Raw genomic sequence first — 24,937 nt, forward strand, 5'->3', positions numbered from 1 at the left:
TTTCAATTTATATTACAGTATGTACTTTTAGATAACGTTCCAAAGCAGAGGGGATGCCTCTCTGCTTTAATCGTTTATTTGAGAGTGCTCTGTGAAAAACTTTCGATAATCCGATATACCGATAACCTTTCCTGCAGTAAGTTAAGCCTTTGGCTTCTTCTTCCGGTATCCCTAGTTGGATTAACGATTTGATTTGTTTTCGGGGTTTCTTCCATTGTTTCCAGATAATTACCCGGATTCTTGACCGCAATTTCTCATCTATCCGAGTCATTGCTTTCTTCATATTAGCGATTCTAAAGTAATTGACCCAGCCCACAATAACTTGTTTTAATTTCACGATTCGGTAGTCCAATGGAACACTCCAATTTCGCTTCGTCAGATGCCGAAGCTTCCTTTGGAATTTCCGAACGGAAATCTGATGGGGTTTCACTTGGTATCTTTTGTTTCTGAAATCGTAATAGTAGCCGAATCCTAAGAATTTCAAGTCTTTCGAGCGAGAGATTCTGCTCTTCTCGGCGTTGACGATTAATCCCAGTTTTCCTTCGATTAGCTTCACGATGGAATGTATCACGCGATTTGCCGCTTTCTCGCTTTTCACAAACAAAGATGAGCGCATCATCGGCATATCTGATGAATCGCAGTCCTCTGCTCTCAAATTCTTTATCAAGTTCGTTTAACATGATATTACTGAGTAACGGGCTGAGGTTCCCTCCTTGCGGAGTCCCGACAGGCGTCTCTTCGTATTTCCCCTTCACCATGACACCACTGACCAGATATTTTCTGATAAGCGAAATGACATCTCCATCATCTATTGTATTGGCGATGATTCGCATGAGCTTGTCGTGGTGGACGGTATCGAAGAACCTTTCCAGGTCGATGTCCACAACCCAATCGTATCCGTCATTTAAAAATTCCAAGCTTTTGACAATCGCCATCTCACAACTTCTTTTTGGTCTGAAACCATAACTGAATTCACTGAACTGTTTTTCAAATATCGGACTGAGTACTTGATGAATAGCCTGCTGAACGACCCGGTCCACTACTGTTGGTATGCCCAATTTGCGCATCTTGCCATTCTCTTTTGGGATTTCCACTCGTAAGGCAGCCTGTGGCTGGTACTTTCTTGCTCTGATGCGCTGGCGCAGTTCATCCTTGTTCTCTTTCAGGTATTCTTTCAGTTCTTCGACCGTGATTCCATCAACCCCACTTGCTCCTTTATTTCGGTAAACACGCAAGTAGGCTTCATTCATGTTTTGATTACTTAGAATCTGTTCTAAAAGGTTCACACTCGTTTCTCCTTTCCTCTCGCGTAGTAACTGATAGCTCCATTTTGGGTTGTCCTTTGAGATACGCTCATACTTTCACCCGTAACACATTCGGTGTTCGTCTCTTACGCACTCGCGGCGTTGAAACTCTATAAATTGTTCTGCCCTTCACGAATCTCTTCGCTATTATGGCTTCGGCTGACTTCTTGCGGCTAACCTTTTTCGACTGCACCTCCCAGGGTAAGACAACTATCTTTCCTCTTTTACTCGCCTGATCTACCCATCAAAGTTACGCACATCTTTTGGACTTCGACTTGTTATGGAGCCTTATCCCTTTGAAAAGCCTTCGTATCAGATTTCTGTTCGTCGAGCCAAGATTTTATTCCACACTTCCTCCAGCCCTTACCTCACGGCAAGCACCTTGTGCTTCCTTAGTGGTTGGTCAATGTGTACCCCCACAGTGGACTTTCACCACCTAGATAGTTGCCATGCCTGGCACACATAAAAAAAGCTGCCTTCTGCAGGCAGCTTTTGGTTTATTTGACTGATCCCAGCATTCCGGCCACGAAGTATTTCTGCAGGGCGAAGAATACAAATGCGGTCGGGATGGTGGCGATGAAGATGGCCATCATCATGAGTCCGAAATCGGGGGTGTAGCTGGAGCCCAGGTTGGAAATCATGAGCGGCAGGGTTTGTTTACTTGGCGACTGGATGACGATTAGCGGCCACAGGTAGTTATTCCAACTGTTCAGGAAGGCGATGATACCGGCAGCTGCGTATGTGGTTTTCATGGTTGGGACGTAAATCCGGAAGAAGAGTCCCAGTTCGGATAGTCCGTCGATTCGTCCGGCTTCTAGTAAGGCTTTCGGGAACATTTTGGTGTTCTGCCGGAAGAAGAAAATCAGGAAAGCTGTGGACAAATATGGCAAGATAACCGCGCTGATGGTGTCGATCCCGATAATCGGAGCGACGGCGGATAAAGTTCCAAACATTTGAAACAGCGGCACCATGAGAGCAGCGAACGGAATCATCATCGACAAGAGCAAAATGCGGAAAACAATTTCTTTGCCTTTGCTTTGGTGGATTTCAAAACCGTATCCGGCTAAGGAAGCCAGGAAAATCGACAATATCGTCTGCAAGAGGGAAATTACCAAGCTGTTTTTGGCTGCTGTCCAAATATCGTATTGGCTCGTCAAGTTGCGCAAGTTTTCTATAAAGTACGTTCCCGGTGTCAGGACGCCTTGCATGATGTCGCTTGATTTGTTGGTGGCGCTGACAATCAAGAAATAGAACGGGAAGGCAAAAATAATTGCCATGACAACTAAAAAGAGATAGGTACAGAATTTTTTCATCGGTTTGTTCATCTTGATTTCTCCTCCGCTTTGAATTGGATTATGGAAAATATGATAACCAGAATCACAATGGCGTAGGAAACGGCTGCAGCATAACCGAAGTCCGGCGTATATTTAAAGGAGAGGTTGTAAATATACTGGGAAATGGTTGTAGTCGCGTTCCCCGGTCCGCCTTGTGTCAAGTTCATCGGTTCGTCAAACAACTGCAAGGTACCAATTGTGGAAGTGATGGAAGAAAACAGGATGACCGGCCGTAGCATTGGGATGGTGATGGTGAAAAACTGCTTCACAGCGGAAGCTCCGTCGATCCGTGCTGCTTCATAAATTTCTTCATCGATATTCTGCAGTGCGGAAAGGAAGAAAATCATATTGTATCCAGTCCAGCGCCAAGTGATCGCCAGAATAATGACAAACTTCGACCAGAACGGGCTGGAAAAAAAGGCGATCGGCTGAGCTACCAAATGGAATTGTACCAAGAGATGATTGATGATTCCTTCGTTAGCGAATAAGGTTTTGAAAACGATAGAATACGCAACCAGAGAGGTAACCGCCGGCAAGAAGACTATCGTCCGGAACAGGCCTTTCAAGTGCAGCGTCTTGTTATTCAAAAGCACCGAGAAGAAAATTGCCATGACAACCATAATGGGTACTTGGAATAGCAGGAAAATCAACGTATTTTTTGTAGCTGTCAGAAAGGTTGGGTCGGAAAACAGGCGTTTATAGTTATCTAAGCCGACAAAGGACAAGTTGGTGCCTGCTCCTGACTGGAAGGAAAGAATCAAGGCTTTGATCATCGGGTAGAAGTAGAAAATAGAAATCAGTATGACGGAGAATGAAACGAATGACCAGCTCATGATCTTCTTTCTCATCTCCAAGGAATGCAGCAAACTTTTTTTATTGGGATTCATCAATCATTCGTCTCCTTTGTGTTCGACAACGAGAGGGAAATATCTGCTCGTCTTTTCTGTTTCGAGTTGTTTTGTTTTAAAAGGCAGCCCCGATGATCGTTCATCCTGCAAGGCAGCAACGGTTCGGGACTGATAACCTTTTTTACGTTCGTTTATTTCACTTGTGTTTCAGCTGTTTTTTGAGCTTCTTCCAAGGCTTTGTCCAAGTCTTTTCCGTTCATGTAGTCTTGGAGAGTAGTTTTGACTACGTCTTCGAATGCATAAGTGTTTTTACCGAAGTTCACAGCTGGAACTTCTTTTGCCCACTCGATGAAATCATGGTAGATTTTCTGGTTGTCGAAGAAAGCATCTTCTTGCTGGTAAGTCTCGGTTTCCGCTGCCGGTTCGTAAGAGCCGATTGCGCCGATTTCTGTTGCCAAGTCTTCGTAGAAGTCTACGTCTTTGCCAAAGGTTTCTGCAATAAATTCAGCTGCTTCTTCTTTACCGTCGATATTCAAAATGTAGATGGAAGATCCACCCAAGTTGGAAGCGTTGGTTGCTCCGACGATGCCTTCTTGTCTTGGGTAAGGAACAACTACCCAGTCGCCTGCTTGGCTTTCTTCCGCTTTGATGGAAGGGATGATCCAGTTTCCTTGCGCCACACCGGCTACTCGACCGCTGTTGAAGTTGGCAACCAATTGATCCCAAGCGTTATGTGTAATCATGACGCCACTGTCCATCATTTCCTTGAAGTCTTGTAAAGCAATTTTCAAAGACTCGTTACCGGCGAAGTTCGGTGTAGAACCGTCTTCTTTGGAATACCAGCTGCCGCTGGAGTGCATCATCGTTCTTAAGAGACCCAAGTCGTTCATGTCAGAAGACAAAAGCGGTTTGTCAGTTTTGTCTTTGACTTGTTTGCCCAATTCAATGAATTCAGTCCAAGTGATGTCGGTAAAGTCTTCTGGAGCCAAACCAGCGTCCCCAATTACTGATTTTCTCAGGAACAAACCGGTCACCCCGGAGTCGAATGGAGTCCCATATTGAACGCCGTCCACAGAAGTAGCTGCGATTTTATAGTCCATGAATTCGCTCGGGTCGATAAAATCGGTTACCGGGAAGAAGGAATCCGGAAAAGCTTCTAGGAAGCTCTTGGCACGGTAGTCTTCAATCATGACGATATTCGGCAAGCCGGTTTTAGTTCCGGAACTCAGGTTGGTATTCAGCTTTTGAACCATATCTTTTTGTGCATTTTCCACGATGTTCAGTTTAAAGTCAGGATTGTCTTTTTGGTAATCAGCCTCTGCCATTTCAAAAGCAGCGATGTTGAATTTCGGATCCCAAGCCCAAACAGTCAAGGCATCTTTGGCGTTTCCTCCCCCGGCTGTGGAGTCTCCGGTACCGGCGCTTCCGCCGTTTCCGCATGCGGCCAGTGTCAAAAGTGTTCCTACAGCAATCCCCAGTTTCCATAATCCATTTTTCATCTTGTTTTCCTCCGTTTGTTTTCGTTTATTTTTCTGACGGGAAGGAGACTGTGAAGCCCCATTCCCAATTTCTTTCACTGATGCAGTACTGCTCGGAAAGTTCTGGTCCGCAGCTGTTGGAGCCGATTCCCGCTTGCTTGTAATCGATAATCAAATCATGGGAGTCGTTTTCTGTCAATTCATAGCTGTGTTTCTTCTCGCGCAGTTCTTCAATGGAATAAAGCGAGAAGTTGAAGCCGAAATCATGATCAGCTTGTGCGCGCAGACGGTGTGTTTTGTCTTCCACTTCCACTAGGTTGCAGAAGGAGCGTTCGCCATGTTCTTGCGGCTGCAAGTAATTTTCGTACAACTCTTGAATCGTTTGTTCGTAGCTGCCCAAGCGGCTGGCTTGGTGTTTGTCTTGATAGTTTTCATACGGCCCGTAACCGAAGTAGCGGACTTCGTCGAAGGAAGTCTTGAGCGGGAAGCGGACGCCGAAACGAGGCAGGCTCGGTACATACGGGTTCTTCTCCACATGCATGAAGCAGCTCAGTTCTTCTTCGCGTTTGATGGTCCACGTCAAGGTTAAGGAAACGATTTTCTCTCGGTAAACCGGCAAGAGTGCCATTTCAAAGGTGAAGCTCAAAGAGTTTTCCTCTTCTTTGACACTACTTGTGTAAACGCGGGTTTCATAGTCGAAGACTCCGGCTTCTTCCCATTCCAGTTTGATTTTGCGGTCGTTGTCGGTCGGTGCGCGAAAGACTACCAAATCAGCTGCTTTTTCCAAGAAGCCGCCTTTTTTGTCTGCCAATTGATGCAGCATCCCGGTGTGTTTGCCGATTGCAAAGGACAAACGGTCGGTTTGAACTTGGTACTCTGTTTCTGTTTCCTCGTATTCCAATTTGGAACTGGCGGAAGTTTCAGCGAAATCCTTCAGCACCCATGCGAACTCTTCCGGCACATAGCTGTCCATGCCGCAGAAAACCTCTTCTCCCATGGAATCTTTGTAGTAGTCAAAGTGCACATAGCCGGTTTCGGCATTCAATTCTTCCAGTTCTGGGAAGCCCACCCAAACTTCTTCTCCCGGTTTTATTTCCGGCAAGTCCAGCTGTCCTTCTTTGACAGCTTTTTCTTGGTCATAAATGGCGTACGCGACGTGGATGCTGTCTTTTGCATCCAGGAAGCCAAGCATGTTTTTCATCAGCAGGCGGTTTTTGTTGCGGTCTGTTTCCAACAGGCGTAGCGGACGGTAGACTTGGCGGAATTCCAGCAATCCGGACTTGATATCCCGGTTTGGAGAAACCAATCCGTCCACACAGAAGTTGCCGTCGTGGTACCTTTCACCGGAGTCGCCACCGTAAAGCAGTTTCCCGTCGCCGAAGTCCAGCGCATGGTCGGTCCATTCCCAAATGAAGACACCCATGAAGCTTGGTTCTTTTTGGAAGTAGTAATCGTAATCCAAGATGTCTCCCGGGCTATTCCCCATAGCATGCGCATATTCGCAAAGCATGTAAGGTTTGTCGTAGTCCTCGAAGTAGTCTTCGATTTCTTTGAAAGTCGGGTACATGCGGCTGTGGACATCCAAGTTGCTGTAATCGTGCTCCTTGTTCGGATCGGCATAGAAAGCTGCTTCGTAATGCAGCAGACGAGAATCGTCGATCTCGCGAGCCAGTTCCAAACCTTTTTCAAAATTGACGCCGTAGCCGGATTCATTCCCCATCGACCACATGAAAATGGATGTTTCGTTCAGGAACGGAATCATGGAGGCAGCTACCCGGTCCAAAATCACTTCTTGGTAAATCGGGTCATCGGCAATCATATTGTAGTTGGCGTTTCTGCCTTTTCCGTACAGATCCACCACTCCGTGCGTTTCGATGTCGGCTTCGCTGACAACATAAAAGCCTAGTTCGTTGCACATTTCATAGAAAAGCGGTGCTTTCGGATAGTGCGCTGTGCGGATGACGTTGATGTTATGGTCTTTCATGATTTTCAGATCCCGCAGGAAATCTTCTCTGTCGATAACCGGTCCTGTTTTCGGATCGCTGTCGTGATGGTTCACACCGTGTAGCTTGATCGGCTCTCCGTTGAACAGGAAAACGCGGTCTTTAATTTCAATCGTGCGGAAGCCTACTTTTTTATAGAAAGTTTCTTCCGGTGTTTCCAAATACAGCTGGTACAAGTAAGGATCTTCTGCCGACCATAAATGGATATCCTTCAAGTTGAATTCTAGACTGTTTTCGGTTATTTCTTCTTCAAACAGCTTTTGTCCTTCGCCGTCCAGGAAAGTAACTTTCACTGGCAGTTCTGGATTGGTTTTCTTGAATTCCAGTTTTACTGCTGCTTTCTTTTCTGAAACGTTTACATCTTCTTTGAAAACATAGTCAGTCAAATGCTCTTTCGGGCGTTTCAAAAGGTAAACGTCACGGAAGATGCCGCTGGTGCGGAATTTGTCCTGATCCTCGAAGTAAGTAGCCGTACACCACTTGAGAACAAAAACAACCAGTTCGTTTTCTCCTTCTTTCAGAAAAGATGTAACATCGAATTCATGCTGGGCATGGGAGATTTGACTGAAGCCGACAAACTCTCCGTTCAAGTAGACATAAAAACAGGCATCTACTCCTTCGAAGTTCAAATAGTAGTTTTCTTTCGTTTTTCCGACAGTAAAAGTACGGCGATAAATGCCGCCTGGATTTTCATAAGGAACGTACGGCGGGTCGTAAGGAATCGGATAACGCACGTTGGTGTATTGCGGCTGATCATAGCCGTTCATCTGCCAAACGCTCGGTACTTTCAAGTCACCTTCAAATTTTTCGCTGTCATTCAGCCAATCTTCTACGTCAACGGTGCGGATATTCGGCTGATAGCTGAATTTCCAAGTACCGTCCAAGTCGATATACTGGGAAGAATGCTTGCGGTCTTTTTTGAATTCTTCCGCTTCTTCTTTTTGAAAAGGTATAAAATAACTGCGCTGAGGCAGTGTGCCGATGTGCAACGGATCAAATTTTTCGAAATAATTCTGTAATTTTGTCATCTCTTTCTCCTTTGCTCTCATTTGAATTCGCTTTCATATTTATAAGTATAACAGAAAAAATTTCGCATCAAACTATATAATCTACCCTATCCATGTTATAATGTGTACAAAATTGAAATAAGCGAGGAGAAAAATGAAGTTATTATGGAAACATTATAAACCGTCTAATTCAGATTTGAATGTCATTGAATGCGGAATTGAACAATTTTATCTTAATCTGACTTATGATTACAAAGTTAGGCAAGAATTTGTAATACACTATATTGAAGAAGGTGAAGGCTTTTTTATGCTGGATAATAAAAAAGTCGAGTTGAAAGCCGGAGATGGATTTATTTTGCGGAAGGGAATGGTTCCGAAATACGGCACTAGGAAAGAAAATCCTTGGAAGTATTACTGGGTTGGCGTGAGCGGTGAAAAAGCACTGGAATACTTGATGCGTTCATCTGTCTTAAATTCCTTTGGCTTTACTTATCCAGATTCTTCGCAATCTCCTGCCATCATCAAAGATATTTGCGAAATTTCTATGAATGAAACGGAATATTTGTCGAGTGACTTGAAGAAACTGGCTAAGCTGTATGATTTGACTTATGATTTGATTGCTTCTTTCCCCTCTGATTATTCTGAAAAAAATCTCCAGCTTGCTTTTCCACTGCAAGACGCAATTCTTTTCATGAATGAACATTACAATGAAAAAATCGCGATTACCGAAATCTCCGCCCATGCCAACATCAGCCGCAGCTATCTTTATAAATTGTTCATGCGCTATACATTCCAGACTCCGCAAAGTTATCTAATCAATCTGCGTTTATTCAAAGCTTCTATTTTGTTGAAGAACACTCCGCAAACTGTCAAAGAAATCGCCCTACAAGTCGGCTATTCCGACCCATTTGTCTTTTCGCATGCTTTTAAAAAGAATTACGGCGTTTCACCGAGCGAGTATCGGATGCATCCTTAGAGTTGCTTCTTAAAAACTTTGAAAACTTCCTGTCTGCTTCTAAAATAATTTATTTTGCGTATAATGAAATCACACAAAATAAAACAAACAGCTTCACCTATCTGTTCGAAGCAAAATCCAATCAAAAAAGATAGAAGAAAAAGGAGGGGAGGTTTTGCAAGAAGTAGAAGACACAAGAATGGGAACAGAGCCTGTCTCTGGGTTGATGTTTTCTTTGGCGCTGCCTTCTATTTTGGCGCAAGTCATCAATATTCTTTACAACATTGTGACCGGATGTATATCGGCCACATTCCTGAAGTCGGTGCTTATGCTTTGAAGGGATTGGGAATCAGTGTGCCGCTTTTGCTGATTATTTCCGCTTTCAGTATGCTGGTCGGCGGAGGCGGAGCGCCTTTAGCTGCGATTGCCTTGGGGAGGAAAGACCGGGAAGAAGCAGAGAGGATTTTGGGAGCCGGGACTTTTTTTCTGACTGTTCTTGGTATTTTTTTGCCCATTATTATCCTGAATTATTCATACTTCTAAATTCCCTTTATTTATTTGGGAAAATCGTTGGTTTTCTTGTTTATCAGGGATTTCCGGATGAGAATCGCGCCGTTGGCGCAAAATGTACCTATTTTTTCGGAACGCCAGGAAATTCTTCCGAATTTTGGATGCAAAGATCCCTTGGAACCGGTGAAGTTTTTAAAAATTCAACTGTGCATGGCTTTTACCAACGGAGCTGTTGGATTTTATCCAAGAGGCGGAGGCTTTTCTCGGCTTCCGTTCTAAGTAAAAAACGTTCTTATCCTAAGCTCCTCATTATAGCATGAGCGGACAAACAAAAAACGCATAAAGTAGAAATTATTCGCGCCTTTTTAATTATTTTGTTGACAGTTGATCGTTAGCTACACCGTTTAGTAATTGCCAACATTTCTTACACAATCGCGCCCAACCCGGAACAATTTAAACTCAACTAACTTTATGATAAGTTGAATAGTTCTATTGTCTCGAAATAGATAGCTCTTATGTGCCTTAGTACTTTTCTCAGCTCTCAATTTGTTTAATAAAATATTCTACAGTTGATTTTTCTTGCCATTGCTGAATAGTAGAGGCATCTAAATGAACGAATGGCCCATCTTCAACTATTAGGTATTCTCCATCCTGCGAACCGACCCCACCTGCTTCAACATGTTTTTCTATTTTTTCATAATGCATGGTAATCGCGTTACGGACTTCTTCACGCGCTGTAATGTAGCTTTCTGTTTCTTCATTTGGGATGAGATACGTATCAACTTGTGTCATACCTTCTACACGTCCTTCGACCTCACCTATAATAGGCAGCTTATCCCAAATGAAAAGTTCAATTCGCCCATCATCAGGAGTAAACATATATTTTGTAAAAGGATAGCGGCTTCCTTTCCACACAATTTCCTCATAGAGCGGCAAATCCTCGTAATTCATCGTATAGGTTACAAATTCTTGCCCTCCAAAAACTTCACTTTCTTTACGAACATAAGGAAGTGCTTCAATCCATTCTTTCGCTTCCTTTTTTTCTCTAAACAAACCCACTGTATGGCGTCGATCTCCTTGTTGTAATTCTACTAAATACATAGTGATTCCTCCCGGTATGTTTTCTTCTAGTCTACACACCTTAATTTTTCTGTCTAGTTAATTGTAGCCCATCCAACGAATACGTTCATTATGTAAATAACTGTCCTTTAAAATTATATGTCTTTACGCGAATAGATAATTTAAAACAAAGGATAGAAAATAGAATCATATATGGTGGTGTAGTTTTGACAGATAAAAGAAACAGTAGAAAACGACAAAGTTCTTTACTAAATCTGCCTAACAAAAAAGGCAAGTCACTATAACATAGCGACTCACCTTTTTTATTAAACTATAAGTTGTACATCAAAAAATTATTTAGCTACGATAGATTCTAGACCTTCAGCTTTTAGGTACTCGCTAAATGGTACTAATTCTTCAGCTTCATATTTTTCTTTGTAAGCTTTGATTTCTTCTGCGCTGTACAATGCAGGGTCTAATTTCAATGTTTCTACTGGAATTGGACGATCTTTAGTGATCTTAGCATCGATTACAACTGTTTTACCTTCTTTGTTAGCTTTAATAGCTTCAGCCATTACTTGATCCATGTCTTCGATACGGCTTACTGTGAAACCAACAGCACCTTGTGCTTCACCAATTTTAGCGTAGTCTACATCAGTAAATTCAGTACCGAAAGTATTTGTGTTTGTATCTTCGTATTTGTTCTTGATGAAACCATACTCAGTGTTAGTGAATACTACGTTGATAACAGGCATGTTGTAACGTACGTTAGTAACAACATCTTGGTAGTTCATAGAGAACGCACCGTCACCCATTAAGTTAAATACTTGACGTCCAGGGTAAACATTATTCGCTGCAATACCACCTGGAAGTGCGATACCCATTGAAGCAAACAATGGAGAAGTTCTCCACATGTTTTTAGGAGTCATGTGCAAGTGACGGATAGATGTTTGAGTTGAGTTACCAACATCAATTGAGTAGATTGCATCTTCGTCAGCATATTTGTTGATAGCGTTGTATACTTGATAAAGTTGTAAAGCACCAGATTCTTTAGTTTCCAACTTAGTCATGTAGTCATGCCAGTTTTGAACGTTTTTCAAGTTAGCATTCCACCAAGCTGATTCTTCAACAGGTGCTACTTTTTCTAGTAATGAATGAACTGCTTCACCAGCATCACCAAGAATAGCAACATCTGCGTTATGGCGTTTACCAAGCATTGTTGGGTTGTTGTCGATTTGGATGAATTTTTCAACGCTTCCGAAAGTATTTTCTACTTCAGCAAACGGGAAGTTTGAACCAACGAAAAGAACTGTATCTGCTTCTCTAACAGCTTCGTTAGCTGGTTTCCAACCAACACGGTATGTTGAACCAGTTAATCCTTCAAAGTCATAGTCGAAAGTTTCAAAGTTTTTACCAGTTGTGATAACTGGAGCTTTTAATTTACGAGATAATTCTTGGACTGCTGGACCGTGTCCCATAGTTCCGATACCTGCATAGATAACAGGTCGTTTAGCGTTGTTTAACACTTCAACAGCTGCGTCGATATCTGCTTCATTGATTGCAGAAGAAACGTAATCACGGTAGCTGTGACCTGAAGAGTAGAATGCGTTGTTAGCAATTTCATGGTAACCGAAGTCGCCAGGTACTTCTAATACGGCTACTCCACGTTTAGAGATAGCAGTACGGATTGCATCGTCAATCAATTTTGGTAATTGTTCAGCGTAAGCAACACGACGGTTATATACTGCAATATGATCAAACATTGGATTTTGGTTCAATTCTTGGAACGCGTCCATATTCAATTCTCTTTGAGGGCGAGATCCTAAAATAGCTAAAACTGGTGTATTATCCATAGCTGCATCGTAAAGACCATTGATTAAGTGAGAAGCACCAGGACCACCTGATCCAACACACACACCTAGTTTCCCTCCGAATTTCCATTGCATTACAGCTGCCATTGCTCCAACTTCTTCATGTTTTACTTGAAGGAATTTAATATCTGTCTCTTCTTGTTCACCTAAAGCTTCCATTAAAGGGGCTAAAGTTCCCGAAGGAATTCCATAAATTGTGTCTATTCCCCATCCTGCTAACACTTTTAGTGAAGCTGTACTAACTTTAATTTTTCCATCTGTCATTCAAATGATCCTCCTAGAGATTAATTTCACAAAAAAATTCCAAGTATAATCTTACCCCTGAATAATTCATAGTTTTCAAAAACGCTTCAAAAACCTTGTTATAACAGTCTATTTTGTTTCGTTTATTCGCACCCTTTGGGTGTACAAAAAGAACCCCAATCTGCTATGGTTAAAGTGACTAAACCTAACCAAAGAAAGGGGTTCTCTCAATGGCAACTTTACACGAAAATCGTCTACTTTTCAATTCAAATGTTACAGTATCTCACTCTGGTGGAAATTTGTCCTCAGATTCCGGCTTAATATTAGCAAAAGAGTTCATGAACAAATTTGAGTTTAGCCAAATCTTATGTAAAAACATCCAGATTCAAGATGACCGACTGTATCATGTTCATGAAAATGAATCTATTCTGGAACAAATCATCTTGCAGTTGATTGCAGGCTATCCTACAGATTCTTCAGCCAATATATTAGCAACGGATCCTATCTTTCAAGCTGTTTTAAGCAAAAAGCGGTTGGCTTCACAGTCATCCATTTCTCGCTTTTGGGATCGGATGTCAACAGAAAATATCGTCCAACTACAAAAGGTTAACCAGATTTTGATTGATAAAGCACGTACGATTCGAAATACGAACGAAATGATTTTCGATTTAGATTCTACTCACAGTGATACCTTTGGAAACCAAGAAATGACCGATTATAATGCGCATTACCAGACAACCGGTTATCATCCACTCGTTGCCTTAGATGGTCTTACCGGAGACTTTCTTAAAGCAGAACTTCGTTCTGGAAATGTCTACACCTCAAAAGGCGTCGCAGCATTTACTCGTCCATTATTTGAGCATTATCACTCTGTGACACCAGTAAGCACTATTATGGTACGTGCAGATAGTGGATTCGCAATGCCTGATTTGTATGAACTTTGTGAAGAGTACGATAGTTTGTATACTATCCGTTTGAAATCCAATCGTAATCTGTACAGAATCGCTGAGCAATTCGTTACCATTAAGGATCATCACGATTGGAGTAAGAAAGAAGTTCATTACTATAACGCCACTTATCAAGCAAAGTCGTGGGGAAAATCCAGAAGGATCTGCATAAAATCAACCAGAGAAGCTAGTGAATTGCTTTTTAGACATGAATTCATCATTACCAATTTTTCAAAAGACGTCTCTCCAGAAATGGTTTTCCAAACGTATTCAAAAAGAGGAACGATGGAAAATTACATTAAGGAAGCAAAAAACGGCTTTTACTTGGATAAAACAGATAGCCCACGTTTTATAGAAAATCATGCTCGTATGATCGTAAGCCTATTGGCTTACAATATCGTGAACTTCATGCGAACATTGTGTTTTACCAATGAAACGAAAGGGTATCAGGTTTCTACTATTCGCTTATTTCTCTTTAAAATTGCTGGAAAGATAGTTCATTCCGGAAGAAGACAATACTTGAAATTAAGTAGTTACCATGTTTACCAGAAGTTATTTTATCGGATTCTACAAAACATTCAGGTACTGCAGTGTTAGTTGCGTTTATTGCGCCATTCAAAAAAATTCGTTAACCATTCGATAGGATGAGTGCGCCCAAAATGAGGTCTTTCTTGAACTTAATCAGTTAGCAAAAATAAATTAAACCCTTTAGAAAAATATTTTTGAGAAAAAGAACCATTGAGCATAAAACTAAACAGATAATTATAAAATTTGGTAGTTTATAAAAAGTATGAATTATTCAGGAATATTTCTTCAATATTTAATTGTCTTTTTTTCATACTATTTATGTAAAATTCACATTATCTCCATCACTTTTCTTAAAGGAAGAATTATATGAAAGTGTTACTCAAATTTCTTATAATGAAGTTTGGTATTCTACCATATCCTTTGTGAAAATCAGCTAAGCGCTTTACCTAATAGAGCCTACTGAAATTCAGCAGGCTCTATTAACCACTTATTTAATTTAAAATTTCCAACAAATTTTTCTGCAAACCTAAAGTAATTTCTCAATGGTTGAGACAATCTTTTCTGGCGATGTAGCTGAAGCAAAGCGTTTGACGACATTGCCATTACGATCGACCACAAATTTCGTAAAGTTCCATTTAATCGCTTCGCCTAAACCTTTTTGCTGACTTTTTAAAAATTGGTATAATGGCGCCGCATCCTCACCATTCACCTTAATTTTTGCAAAAGTTTTAAACGTTGTGTGATAGCGCAACTGACAAAATGATTGAATTTCTTCATTGCTACCAGGAGCTTGATTGCCAAATTGATTACAGGGAAAATCCAATATTTCCAGTCCTTCTTTTTGAAACTCTTGGTATAAATTTTCTAGTCCTTCATATTGTGGTGTAAATCCGCAACCTGTTGCAGTATTGACAATCAGCAATACTTTTCCTTTATAGTCTTTCATTGAAATTGATTTGCCGCCGACATCTTTCACTGTGTAATCATAAATTGCTTCCATACTCTATCTCTCCTTTATAAGTAGGATATTTCAATTAGTATACGTTAACTTTTTTTCTTTGAATATTTTTTTGTTTAAGACAAATGCAATTTAAATATTTCGTAGTTTTTCTATTTGTATTTTCCCTAAAATTCAATTTAATAGGTGATTGGCTTATCTTTATTCTTCCCACACATAGTAAAAAGTAAAACAGACCTAGCTCTAAAAGAAGTTGTCCCATATGCTGAATAATTCAGCGCAACTCTTTTAGTAAACTAGGTCTTTTTTGCTTAATTTTTATTGCAATCTATTTAAAACGTTACGCTTGCTGCCATTTTTTAATATAAGCAGTCGCCGTGTTCTGCACTTGTTCATAATCATTTTCTGACACGCCTTTAAAAAGATTTCCTCCAACACCAACTAATGCGGCTCCTGCTTCTTTCCAAGTCAATAAATTTTCTAAATTGATGCCCCCTGTAGGCATAATACTAATTTGCGGCAATGGTGCTTTCACACTTTTGATTAGACTCGGTTCAAAATTATTTGCGGGAAATAGTTTCACAATTTCAACCCCACTTATCATCGCCTGTTGCATTTCGGTTATAGTCATACAGCCAGGTAAATAAGGTACTTGATATAAGTTACATACTTGTGCTGTTTCCAAATTAAAACTAGGACTGACAATAAATTCTGCGCCTGACATAATTGCAAACCGTGCTGTGATGGCATCTAAAACGGTTCCTGCTCCTACTACTACCTCACTTGATGAGGAATACATTTTTTTTAATCGGGTAATTACAGAAGCTGCATTGGGAACAGAAAAAGTGATTTCAAGTCCTAAAATACAACCATCTACTACTGCTTGTGCTGCTTTTAAAGCATGTGTTTCTGTTTGTTCACGAACCACGGCAACAATCCCTGCTTTTTCCAACCGTGCTAAAACGTCTCCTTTTTTCATAGCCATCCCCTACTCTACGTTTACATGTTCATGTAACGCATCTTCGTTAGAAGTTTGATCCCGTGCGGCTAATTTCAATGTCAAAGCATCTAAGGTAATATGAACAGTCTGATCAAAAAGACTTGAAAGTAATTGAACGGATTGAATACCGGCACCCGTTTTTGTCGCACCAGGAACAACAATGACTTTATCTGCTAATTGGGCTAATGGGGATTGCGAATCACTTGTTAAAACAACAATATCTAACCCTAATTTTTTTGCTGCTTGTGTGTCCGCTACAATGCCTTTAGTTGTACCTGATCCAGAAATAGCGACCCAAGTATCACCTTTTTGAATAGAAGGAGTAATGGTTTCTCCCATCACGAAATCAGTATAGCCAATATGCATCAACCGCATCGCAAAACCTTTGGCTTGAAAACCACTGCGTCCGGCGCCAATTACAAAAATCCGTTTATCCTTTTTAAATAATGGCAAAGCTTGATCGAGTTGTGTTTCATCGACTAACGCCATCACTTGATTAATTTCGGTCATAATTGTTTCAATTGTTTTCATAATGAATTGCCTCCATAAATTCTTCTACTGCTTTTACTGGATCTTGCGCTTTGCTAATTTTAGAGCCGACGATAATAATTTCCAGTATGCCTTGTGCGGCTAATTTTTTTGCCTGCATTAAATCAATGCCTCCAGCAATTGCCAAACGTTTAATTGTCGGAAACTTTTCATGAAATGCCGCCACGCTTGCTACTGCATCCATTTTATCTTTACGATCAATTGAATGATGTAAAGCATAAATCGCTTCTGGAAAATCTTTTATGATGGCAATTTTTTCATCACTTACTTCCAATAAATCAATCATCATGGTTTTGTTTTCTTTTTGTGCTACCTCATAACAAGCTGATAATGTGTCATAAGATGCCGCACCCATGACGGTAACAATATCGCCGCCATGCAAAAAAGCTTGTGTAAATTCATAAGCGCCTTCATCAATCGTTTTACTATCAACCAATAAAGTCGTATGGTCCAATTTTTCTTTTAATCTTTGTATTGCAGTATTCCCGTAATCCTTTACTAGCGATGTGCCCATTTCTAAAATATCTGTTTTACCGTTTAACTGTTCTGCTAAAGCTTCAGCTTCTGACAAGGGGACACGATCAATTGCCGTTTGTAACTTCATTTATTTCACCTTCTGATTTTGTAAAAATGCCGCTAATTGTTCTGGTGTTGGATAACCATCATTGTCACCAGGGGATTGAACAGCCATAGCTCCAATCGCATTAGCCCGAACCACGGCTTCTTCTAATTCTTTTCCTTCAATTAACGCAGTAATCAAGCCAACCGCAAAACCATCACCGGCACCGACGGTATCAACTACTTCTGCCACTTTAAAGCCAGGAACTGTATAACTTGATCCATCTTTTTGTTTCACAAAAGCGCCTTCTGTTCCTAATTTTACAATAACTGTTTTAGTTGCAGAACCATTATTCAAATAAAAGTCCGCAATAGCCTCAGGATCACGGCTGCCCATCAAAATTTCGCCTTCATTAATTCCTGGTAAAACAATTTCTGCATGAGAAGCTAAATCGTTAATCGTTTCTACCATTTCTTCTGTGCTTGCCCATAATTGGGGACGTAAGTTGGGGTCAAAAGTGGTCCGAATTTGATTTTTTTCCAGCAATTCAATCAAATAGCGAAATGCGCTTTGTGCGGCCGGTGAAATTGCTGGAAAGATTCCGGATAAATGGGCCATTTTAACTTCAGAAAAATCGATCTTATCTAAAATTTCTTTTTCAAAGTGAGCTGCAGCTGATCCTTTACGGAAATAAAAAATACTTGGATCACCATCGCTTACTCTATCTTTTAATTGAAAAGCTGTCCAAAAATCTGCTGTTTCAGAGATATAGTCAGTACCAATTTTATTTTCATGTAGCCGGTCAATAATAAATTCACCGAAAGGATCTTTACCTACTTGGGTAATGTATTCACTACTATGACCCAAACGGGAAACTCCCACGGCCACGTTAACCTCAGCGCCAGCCAAAAATTTTTGAAAATGAAGCGCATCTTTTAAAGATTTATCTACTTCTTCTGATCCAAATAATGCAATTGGTTCACCAATTGTTAAAAATTCACTCATGTTCATTTCCTCTTTTCTTTTAAAGTAAAATATAGGCAGCAATTAAATTCAAAACAGTTGCAGCCCACGCCCATGGCAGACCTGTTAATAAAAATGTTTTCGTATCAAGCCCGGCATATTGTACCGACCATAGATTCCAAGATTGGGTAATACATGCGGATACTCCCATCATAGAAGGCACTACAAGTAATCCATATAAAAAGTATTGATCAAACATTCCTGTTCCCACTAGAATTGCAGCTGTAGCAGCCCCTGCCCCATAAAGCATCAATGGGCCGCGGAAATATGAAAGGGGTGCGATAATCGCTACAATTACAATCAATGCCAGCTTATTATCAGGAATGATTTGTTGAAAGACTGTCGTAAAGCCCGACATCGCGTGCACAGCGGCTGATTGGAACATAGTTAAAACAAACAGCATAATTAATAATCCCGCGATATCGCTGATTGCATGTTTTGCCGTTTCGTTCATCATCATGACAAACTTTGTATATTTCTTCATATTGCCCGTTGCAGCAAATGCAATAATTGTTGAAAGTAATAATGCTGGTACCGCATCCCATTTCGCAAAGATACTTAATGCGACTGGTAATACAGGTAAAATATAGGTCCAAATTGGAACTTCAACAATTTCTTCTTCTGTCTGGCTTTCAACAATTTCAGGTTTTCCATTTCGGATTTTTTTGGCATTAAATAAGATAAATAAAACCAAAATTACCATCTGAATTCCCATTGCTATAAAACCAAACCGTTGGTAGTGTGGTCCCCAAGCAACTTTAGGAAAGAAAACTTGAAATTGAACAAATAAGACATTATTGACATACATAGCAGCACCAATTGCAATCGTAAAGACTGAAACAGCAATATTACGAGGTACGCCAATGGAAAACATAATTGGAAATAGAATAACGCCGACGGCAATCGCAGAACCAACACCATAGGAACTCGTAAAAATTAAAGCGATTACAAAAGCAATTAAAATTGTTGCCAAGACGGGACTTTTTTTCCCAACCTTTTCCGTTTTCCGACTGATACTTCCTGCAATTCCGGTATCTACCAACACACGTCCAAACCAAGAACCAAAAATAATATATGCTGCTGTTTTTCCGTAATTTAAAACAGGTTCAGTAAAAATTTCTTTAATTGCTTGGTTAAAAGGTACCAAGCCAATCATCGTCCATAAAACTGCCATCACGAAGAAACCGACAGTCAAATTACCGCCTTTCATGGCGTAGATGACAAATATGATAAAGGTTAATGCAAGTAAAATTCCAGTTATTGCGCCACCCATTGTTTACGCCTCCTAATATTTGTTTAACTCACTCAAAATACGTTGATAATTAGATACTGGTTTTTTATGATCTTCTACAAAAAAGTCATTTTCTAAATGATTGAATTTTTGAATTAAATAATAAGCTGTTAAGTATGCAGCTAATGCTTCTTTAGCTGCACCTTCCATCCCTTCTGTATCAATTTCTGGCCGATTGATCGTATCCATAAAATGATAAGCAAATTTTTCAGCATCTATTTTTGTTTGTTGGTCACTCATTTTACTTCCTCCTCTAAAAGATTTTTTGCTTCTAGAATTTCTTCGTTCGTCTTTGTAGGGTACTCAATCGCAATCGGAAGATTATCAGGTAAAATGGATAGAACTTTACGCCAATCAATAACGCCGTGGTCTAGCCCGGTCGCTTGTGGCTGATTGGCTTCATAACGAACGTCTTTTACGTGAATGTAGTGAACGTATTCTGCCAATGCTTCAGCAGCGGTTACTTCGTCTTCGCCAACAAAACGCCAGTTGCCTAAATCATAAACATAACCAATTGCTAAGTTTTCTGCTGTAACAGCAGTCATGTATTTTTTGATGGCTGAGATAGTACCAGAAGTTTGAGTTTGATCATTTTCAATGGTTATCGCTACACCAGAATCGATAAGCGCTTTCAATTCTTCTGCATGAAGTTCGCCATTAAAATCTCCTATATTCCACTTAATTTGCTTAACACTCATTTCATTTGCTTCTTGTAAATACCCCACTAAATTGGGATTAATACTACCAGAGACATACACTTCATCGGGTACGCTATAAAATAAATCAAGCCCTAAACGTGCCGCTTCTTTTTTAATAAGTGGGATTTCTTTTTGAATATCTTTGAAGTATTCTCTTCTGATTTCCACTGCCTGAAAACCCAATGCTTTAATATCTGCTAATAATTCATTTTGCTGGCGACCATTGGCAATTTTTTCAGCAAAAACTAAAAAGTTAAGTACGATTTGATTATTCTTCATAAAGCCCATCCTCTCAATTAGTTAACCGGTTTCTATACACAGATAGTAAACCGGTTTCCAAAAAATGTCAACGGTTTCATAATTAAAAAACAACACTTGGAATATTAAAAAAGCAAAGAGCTTTTGGAAACCGGTTTCCAAAAGCTCTTTGCCCTAAACTATTTTTTCTAAAAAAACTTTATTCAGACCGATTTACGCCAACGAATTGTCGAAGGAACGATAAACTCTTCTGGCTGATGAATATTTTCAATTACTATCTTCAACAACTCTTCTGCCGCAATCTCACCAATTTTTTGTGATGGTTGCTCAATACTCGTAATGCCAGGCCCTACCAGAGCTGTCAGACTCCAATCATCAAACCCAGTGATGCCAATTGTTTCGGGTAAAATAATTTTTTTATTAATTAAAACAGCTAAGCTTTCCATCAAAACACGACCATTTGAAGCAAATAGAAGCTTTTTATTTGGTTGGGCTAAAATTGCTTCAATTGCTTCTACAAGTTCTGCTTTGCTGGCAACTTCAATCACCTGACATTTTTTCTTAGCAGCTAAAACAGTTTGAACAACCGTTTGGGAACGCAATTCACGCGTACTAACATTTTTAATAGGTTCGCTTAAAACAAAGAATTCTTCATAGCCCTGTTGCAAAGCTTTTTCCAAAACTTCTTTTGTAGCCGCAATATTATTGGTTAAAACTGACGGCCATTGTTCCGGTTCCGTTTGGCGATCTACTAACAAAAGTGGAATATTATGTTTTTTGATAAATTCATATTGTTGGGATTGCCTTGAAGAAGGCTGTAGAATAATTCCTTCAACACTTTGATCAAGTAACTTTTGCAATAACTCTCTTTCCCGTGTAATGGAATTGCCAGCATCCATAATAATCATTTGATACCCATTTTTTTCCAAGATTGTACCTATTCCTTTTAGTAACAAAGAAGAGTACATATTTGAAATATCAGCCACCACTACACCAATCAAATAACTGTGTTTTGATTTTAATGCCTGAGCTTGTTTACTAGGTCTATAGCCTAAACGTTCAATAACTTCAGCAATTCTCGCTTTTGTTTCTTTGGACATATTGCCATAATTATGATTCAAAAAGCGCGAGATAGTTGTTTTGGAGACTCCGGCTTCTTCAGCAACCTCTTTAATGGTAATTTTTTTCATTTTTATATTCTCCAACTGGGTATTTTTTCTTATTGTAGCGAATTTTTTTTAGAAAGAAAAGAGTTGTTTCTTCTTAGTTATTCACGTTATGTCAAAACAAAGATAACCAAAAAAGCATTGACATAAGCCAATGCAAATACGTTTGTCTAACAGATACTATTTTTTAGGCTTAAGTACATAATAAAAACAGCTGCTATTTTTCATTTTCCTTATCTGTTGGACGGGCAGTTTTTTTACGCTTTTTAACTGCTGTTGTCAATAGGTATTCTATTTGTCCATTCACACTGCGAAATTCATCTTCTGCCCAACTAGCCAATTCTTCATAAAGTTCCGCAGAAAGACGTAACGGCACTTGTTTTTTTGCCTTAGTTTTTTTGTCCACAAGTACCGCTCCTTTTACTTAATCTCTATTCCATCATATTGTATCAAAAATTAATACAATGAGCCGCTATTCACAATTGGCTGGGCATCACGATTACCACATAAAACTACCATCAAGTTACTGACCATCGCCGCTTTTCTTTCTTCATCCAAATCAACGACATCTTTTTCATTTAACTTTTCAATTGCCATTTCTACCATCCCGACTGCACCTTCCACAATCAATTGACGTGCATCTACGATAGCTGCTGCTTGTTGGCGTTGTAACATAGCGGCTGCGATTTCTGGTGCATAAGCTAAATGGGTAATTTTTGCCTCTAAAATTTCAATGCCAGCGACGTTTACTTTACTTTGGATTTCTTCAGCCAGACGCGCGCTAACCTCTAAACTTGATCCTCTTAAACTCTTTTCGTTGGCGTCTTCATCATCTGTTGCATCATAAGGGTATAGACGTACAATATTTCGTAAAGCAGAATCTGATTGAATAGAGAGATAATCAACAAAATTATCCACATCAAACATTGCTTTTGCCGTATCTTGAATTCGCCAAATAACTACAATAGAAATCATAATTGGATTTCCCAATTTATCATTTACTTTTTGCTTATTATTACTTAAAGCCATCGTTTTTAAAGACAATCGTTTTTTTGCTGAATTAGCAGTAGCCTTTTTATTACCCGCAGCCGCGTCCATTTCCAAATCACTGCCTATAAGTTCTTGAGTATTGCTTTTAGCGACTGGCGCAGCAGTCATAAAAGGGTTCACATAATAAAAACCCGCCCCTTTTAATGTGCCAACATATTTACCAAAAAGCGTCATTACCAAGGCTTCATTGGGGTGAATAACTTTTAATCCAGCGATTAATAACCACAAAGGCAGTACCCAATAAAAGATACCTAATCCAAGTAAAATCCCTCCAAAAACACTGTGACTCTCTTTGTTTAAAATAAAAATCCCCCAAATAAAAGCGATGATTGATAAAACTATTCCCAACAACATCAGTAAAAAAATTGGCATCCCGTTACGTGCCTTTAAAATAATTTCTTGGGTAGGTGTTTTTAATGCCACTTCTTCATTTTCCATTTGCTTCCTCCTTTGATATCATTTTGATATCACTTTAATTATTATCCAAATAATATCACGCCCTCGTCAAAATAGCAAACAAACCCATAGGGAACATCGAAACTAAAAGATATAACTAATAAAAAAGCTTACCAAATCCGCACAACTCGCTAGCTTATTGTCGCCAAGAGTTCGTTTATATAGCGAAATCCCGAAAATCTCAGTATTTCGGGTTATTCTTTTTGTGAACCAGATAATTTCGTTAGCGATAAAAAAAAGACCTCAATAAGATGAGGTCTTTTTTTACTTTAGGGCTTAATATAAGCATAGCCTGCCGCTTGTAACGCAATTAAATCCAAAACGCCAGCTGGAACAATTTTTACTGATGCAGGTAAGTCTGCTTCATCCATCTGAAAAGCTTTCAGTGCATTGTGACAGGCGTGAAAAGAAATATTAGGATTTTCTCTAATAAATTTTTGCGCATGTTTTAACTGATAACTTTGAATACCACTTCCATTAACCAATAAAACGACTTCTGCTTTTTCTTCTAAGTGCAATAAATTGCGAATATTATTTGTCGCTTCTTGCCATTTTCCCATTTCATCCACGTGAAATACCACTTTCATCTTTGTTCCTCCTTAGTAATGATTCTAATTAGTCATAGATTTTTTTAGTAAAATACTTGAGTAAAAATGGTGAGGAAAGGGTGGTTAGTAGAATAATTAAAACAAATGCGGAATAATAGTTTTCAGCTACCATTTTTGCTTGAAAACCTAGTTGTACAATAATTAATGCCATTTCTCCTCTTGAAACCATGCCTGATCCCACCATAAGACTACTGTTATTGCTAAAGCCTACTAATTTGCCACCAAGGAACCCACCAATCAATTTAGACAAAATAGCAATGGCAGTCAACGCTATAATAAGTAGCAGTTGCGAGCCAATTCCATCAAAGGAAATTTCTAACCCAATGCTGACAAAAAAGACCGGAATAAACACGGCATACCCAATTGCCTCGATGTTGCGGGAAACTTCTTGCCACACTTTTGTTTGACCAATCGCTACCCCTGTGAAAAATGCGCCAATAACCGAACTTAAGCCAATAAAATCAGCCAAATAAGACATACCTAAACATAAAATCAACGAGACAATAATAATGGAGGACTCAGCCATTAATTTCTTACTCAGCTCCATTAAATATGGCGCCCCCCAGCGAATTAAGAAGAAAACCCCAATAAAAAATAGTAATTGTTCAATTAACATAACGCCTAATGAATTATTGCTACTTGACTGCGTACCAATAAAGGACATACTCAGACTTACAATTAAAACGACTAAAATATCATCTACCACAGAAGCACCTAAAATAGTGGAACCTTCTTTAGTATTAATCACATTTAATTCTTTTAATACTTCAACTGAGATGCTCACCGAAGTAGCAGCAAGTATTAATCCTAAGAAAAACGATTGCGTCAATTGAATGTTAAAAAATAATCCCCCCATCATTCCCATGAAAACGGGGAGCAAAATTCCTAAAACAGCTACATACATTCCCGGTCTGAAATATTTTTTTAATAAAGACAAGTCACTTTCAATCCCAGCTAAAAACATCAATAAAATAACACCTATTTCCGAAAAATCTTCTACCAATATATCGGGATGAACAAGTTTTAGCCCTGCATTACCTAATAATATTCCGACTAATAATTGCCCGATTACAGCTGGTATACCAATACGTCGTGAAAAATGACCAGCAATTGTTGTGCTGGCTAAAATCAGACACAAAACCCCAATAAACTCCACTATTTACACCCTCTTTTTTTTATAACCTACCGCTACTTTTAAAAGCATCACAAGGCTCACTAACAGTCTATCGAAAAA

At 39.6% G+C, this 24,937-nt stretch carries 24 protein-coding genes; 3 read left to right on the top strand and 21 right to left on the bottom strand.

Translation table 11 applies throughout. The features are described from left to right. Positions 1-7: 7 nt before the first annotated feature. From RK01_RS13935 to RK01_RS07185, 6 genes are all read right to left on the bottom strand, one after another. Positions 8-352: a group II intron maturase-specific domain-containing protein gene (locus tag RK01_RS13935; protein WP_244874957.1), complete on the bottom strand. Its 345-nt coding sequence runs from the start codon at positions 350-352 to the stop codon at positions 8-10. Beyond that, positions 294-1,286 carry a group II intron reverse transcriptase/maturase gene (gene ltrA, locus RK01_RS07165; protein ID WP_016172627.1) on the bottom strand — a complete coding sequence of 331 codons (993 nt, stop codon included), beginning with the start codon at positions 1,284-1,286 and terminating at the stop codon, positions 294-296. The genes RK01_RS13935 and ltrA overlap by 59 nt, the downstream gene beginning before the upstream one ends. A gap of 515 nt (positions 1,287-1,801) precedes the next feature. Continuing rightward, a complete protein-coding gene (locus RK01_RS07170; protein WP_016172628.1) occupies positions 1,802-2,629 on the bottom strand; it encodes a carbohydrate ABC transporter permease in 828 nt (275 codons plus the stop codon). Further along, a complete protein-coding gene (locus RK01_RS07175; protein WP_211212159.1) occupies positions 2,626-3,486 on the bottom strand; it encodes a carbohydrate ABC transporter permease in 861 nt (286 codons plus the stop codon). Before RK01_RS07175 ends, RK01_RS07170 begins: the two co-directional genes overlap by 4 nt. Before the next feature lie 191 nt (positions 3,487-3,677). Beyond that, entirely contained in the window at positions 3,678-4,985 is a 1,308-nt protein-coding gene (locus RK01_RS07180; protein WP_016172630.1) for an ABC transporter substrate-binding protein, read from the bottom strand. 25 nt (positions 4,986-5,010) lie between these two features. Continuing rightward, positions 5,011-7,995 carry a glycoside hydrolase family 2 gene (locus RK01_RS07185; RefSeq protein WP_016172631.1) on the bottom strand — a complete coding sequence of 995 codons (2,985 nt, stop codon included), beginning with the start codon at positions 7,993-7,995 and terminating at the stop codon, positions 5,011-5,013. Between the two features lie 133 nt (positions 7,996-8,128). Here RK01_RS07185 and RK01_RS07190 point away from each other — a divergent pair, with 133 nt between their 5' ends. Then, positions 8,129-8,950, top strand: a complete 822-nt coding sequence (locus RK01_RS07190) for an AraC family transcriptional regulator (protein ID WP_016172632.1) — start codon at positions 8,129-8,131, stop codon at positions 8,948-8,950. A 63-nt stretch (positions 8,951-9,013) separates the two neighbouring features. After that, positions 9,014-9,472 carry an MATE family efflux transporter gene (locus RK01_RS13515; protein WP_081633704.1) on the top strand — a complete coding sequence of 153 codons (459 nt, stop codon included), beginning with the start codon at positions 9,014-9,016 and terminating at the stop codon, positions 9,470-9,472. 501 nt (positions 9,473-9,973) lie between these two features. On the opposite strand, the gene RK01_RS07200 is transcribed toward RK01_RS13515, so the two are convergent. Next, positions 9,974-10,540, bottom strand: coding sequence for a hypothetical protein (locus RK01_RS07200; RefSeq protein ID WP_016172633.1), 567 nt, complete (start codon positions 10,538-10,540; stop codon positions 9,974-9,976). 311 nt (positions 10,541-10,851) lie between these two features. Then, positions 10,852-12,633, bottom strand: coding sequence for a pyruvate oxidase (spxB, locus tag RK01_RS07205; protein WP_016172634.1), 1,782 nt, complete (start codon positions 12,631-12,633; stop codon positions 10,852-10,854). 209 nt (positions 12,634-12,842) lie between these two features. On the opposite strand from spxB, the gene RK01_RS07210 reads away from it, so the two are divergent. Continuing rightward, entirely contained in the window at positions 12,843-14,156 is a 1,314-nt protein-coding gene (locus RK01_RS07210; RefSeq protein WP_016172625.1) for an IS1380 family transposase, read from the top strand. Positions 14,157-14,613: 457 nt separating this feature from the next. Here RK01_RS07210 and RK01_RS07215 read toward each other — a convergent pair whose 3' ends face one another. From RK01_RS07215 to RK01_RS07275, 13 genes are all read right to left on the bottom strand, one after another. After that, positions 14,614-15,087 carry a glutathione peroxidase gene (locus tag RK01_RS07215; protein ID WP_016172635.1) on the bottom strand — a complete coding sequence of 158 codons (474 nt, stop codon included), beginning with the start codon at positions 15,085-15,087 and terminating at the stop codon, positions 14,614-14,616. Positions 15,088-15,385: 298 nt separating this feature from the next. After that, the gene (locus RK01_RS07220; RefSeq protein WP_016172636.1) at positions 15,386-16,024 is read right to left on the bottom strand and encodes a bifunctional 2-keto-4-hydroxyglutarate aldolase/2-keto-3-deoxy-6-phosphogluconate aldolase; all 639 of its coding nucleotides are present in this window, start codon (positions 16,022-16,024) and stop codon (positions 15,386-15,388) included. Positions 16,025-16,033: 9 nt separating this feature from the next. Then, positions 16,034-16,576, bottom strand: coding sequence for a 6-phospho-3-hexuloisomerase (gene hxlB / locus RK01_RS07225; protein ID WP_016172637.1), 543 nt, complete (start codon positions 16,574-16,576; stop codon positions 16,034-16,036). Beyond that, positions 16,563-17,198, bottom strand: a complete 636-nt coding sequence (locus RK01_RS07230; protein ID WP_016172638.1) for an orotidine 5'-phosphate decarboxylase / HUMPS family protein — start codon at positions 17,196-17,198, stop codon at positions 16,563-16,565. Before RK01_RS07230 ends, hxlB begins: the two co-directional genes overlap by 14 nt. Continuing rightward, positions 17,199-18,158: a sugar kinase gene (locus tag RK01_RS07235; protein ID WP_016172639.1), complete on the bottom strand. Its 960-nt coding sequence runs from the start codon at positions 18,156-18,158 to the stop codon at positions 17,199-17,201. Positions 18,159-18,177: 19 nt separating this feature from the next. After that, a complete protein-coding gene (locus RK01_RS07240) occupies positions 18,178-19,449 on the bottom strand; it encodes a hypothetical protein (protein ID WP_016172640.1) in 1,272 nt (423 codons plus the stop codon). A gap of 12 nt (positions 19,450-19,461) precedes the next feature. Next, the gene (locus RK01_RS07245) at positions 19,462-19,707 is read right to left on the bottom strand and encodes a hypothetical protein (RefSeq protein WP_016172641.1); all 246 of its coding nucleotides are present in this window, start codon (positions 19,705-19,707) and stop codon (positions 19,462-19,464) included. Further along, on the bottom strand, positions 19,704-20,444 hold the full coding sequence (locus RK01_RS07250) for a sugar phosphate isomerase/epimerase family protein (RefSeq protein WP_016172642.1): 741 nt from the start codon (positions 20,442-20,444) through the stop codon (positions 19,704-19,706). The genes RK01_RS07245 and RK01_RS07250 overlap by 4 nt, the downstream gene beginning before the upstream one ends. Positions 20,445-20,626: 182 nt before the next feature. After that, positions 20,627-21,613, bottom strand: a complete 987-nt coding sequence (locus RK01_RS07255) for a LacI family DNA-binding transcriptional regulator (RefSeq protein WP_016172643.1) — start codon at positions 21,611-21,613, stop codon at positions 20,627-20,629. A gap of 193 nt (positions 21,614-21,806) precedes the next feature. Continuing rightward, the gene (locus RK01_RS07260) at positions 21,807-21,995 is read right to left on the bottom strand and encodes a type II toxin-antitoxin system antitoxin (RefSeq protein ID WP_016172644.1); all 189 of its coding nucleotides are present in this window, start codon (positions 21,993-21,995) and stop codon (positions 21,807-21,809) included. A gap of 50 nt (positions 21,996-22,045) precedes the next feature. Further along, positions 22,046-23,077, bottom strand: coding sequence for an SPFH domain-containing protein (locus RK01_RS07265; protein ID WP_016172645.1), 1,032 nt, complete (start codon positions 23,075-23,077; stop codon positions 22,046-22,048). A 287-nt stretch (positions 23,078-23,364) separates the two neighbouring features. After that, on the bottom strand, positions 23,365-23,682 hold the full coding sequence (locus RK01_RS07270) for a DsrE family protein (RefSeq protein WP_016172646.1): 318 nt from the start codon (positions 23,680-23,682) through the stop codon (positions 23,365-23,367). 28 nt (positions 23,683-23,710) lie between these two features. Then, positions 23,711-24,859 (bottom strand): cation:proton antiporter, encoded by a 1,149-nt coding sequence (locus RK01_RS07275; RefSeq protein ID WP_016172647.1) that lies wholly within the window; start codon positions 24,857-24,859, stop codon positions 23,711-23,713. Positions 24,860-24,937: the final 78 nt, after the last annotated feature.

It is taken from the genome of Enterococcus dispar ATCC 51266 (assembly GCF_000406945.1).
Lineage (GTDB): Bacteria > Bacillota > Bacilli > Lactobacillales > Enterococcaceae > Enterococcus_C > Enterococcus_C dispar.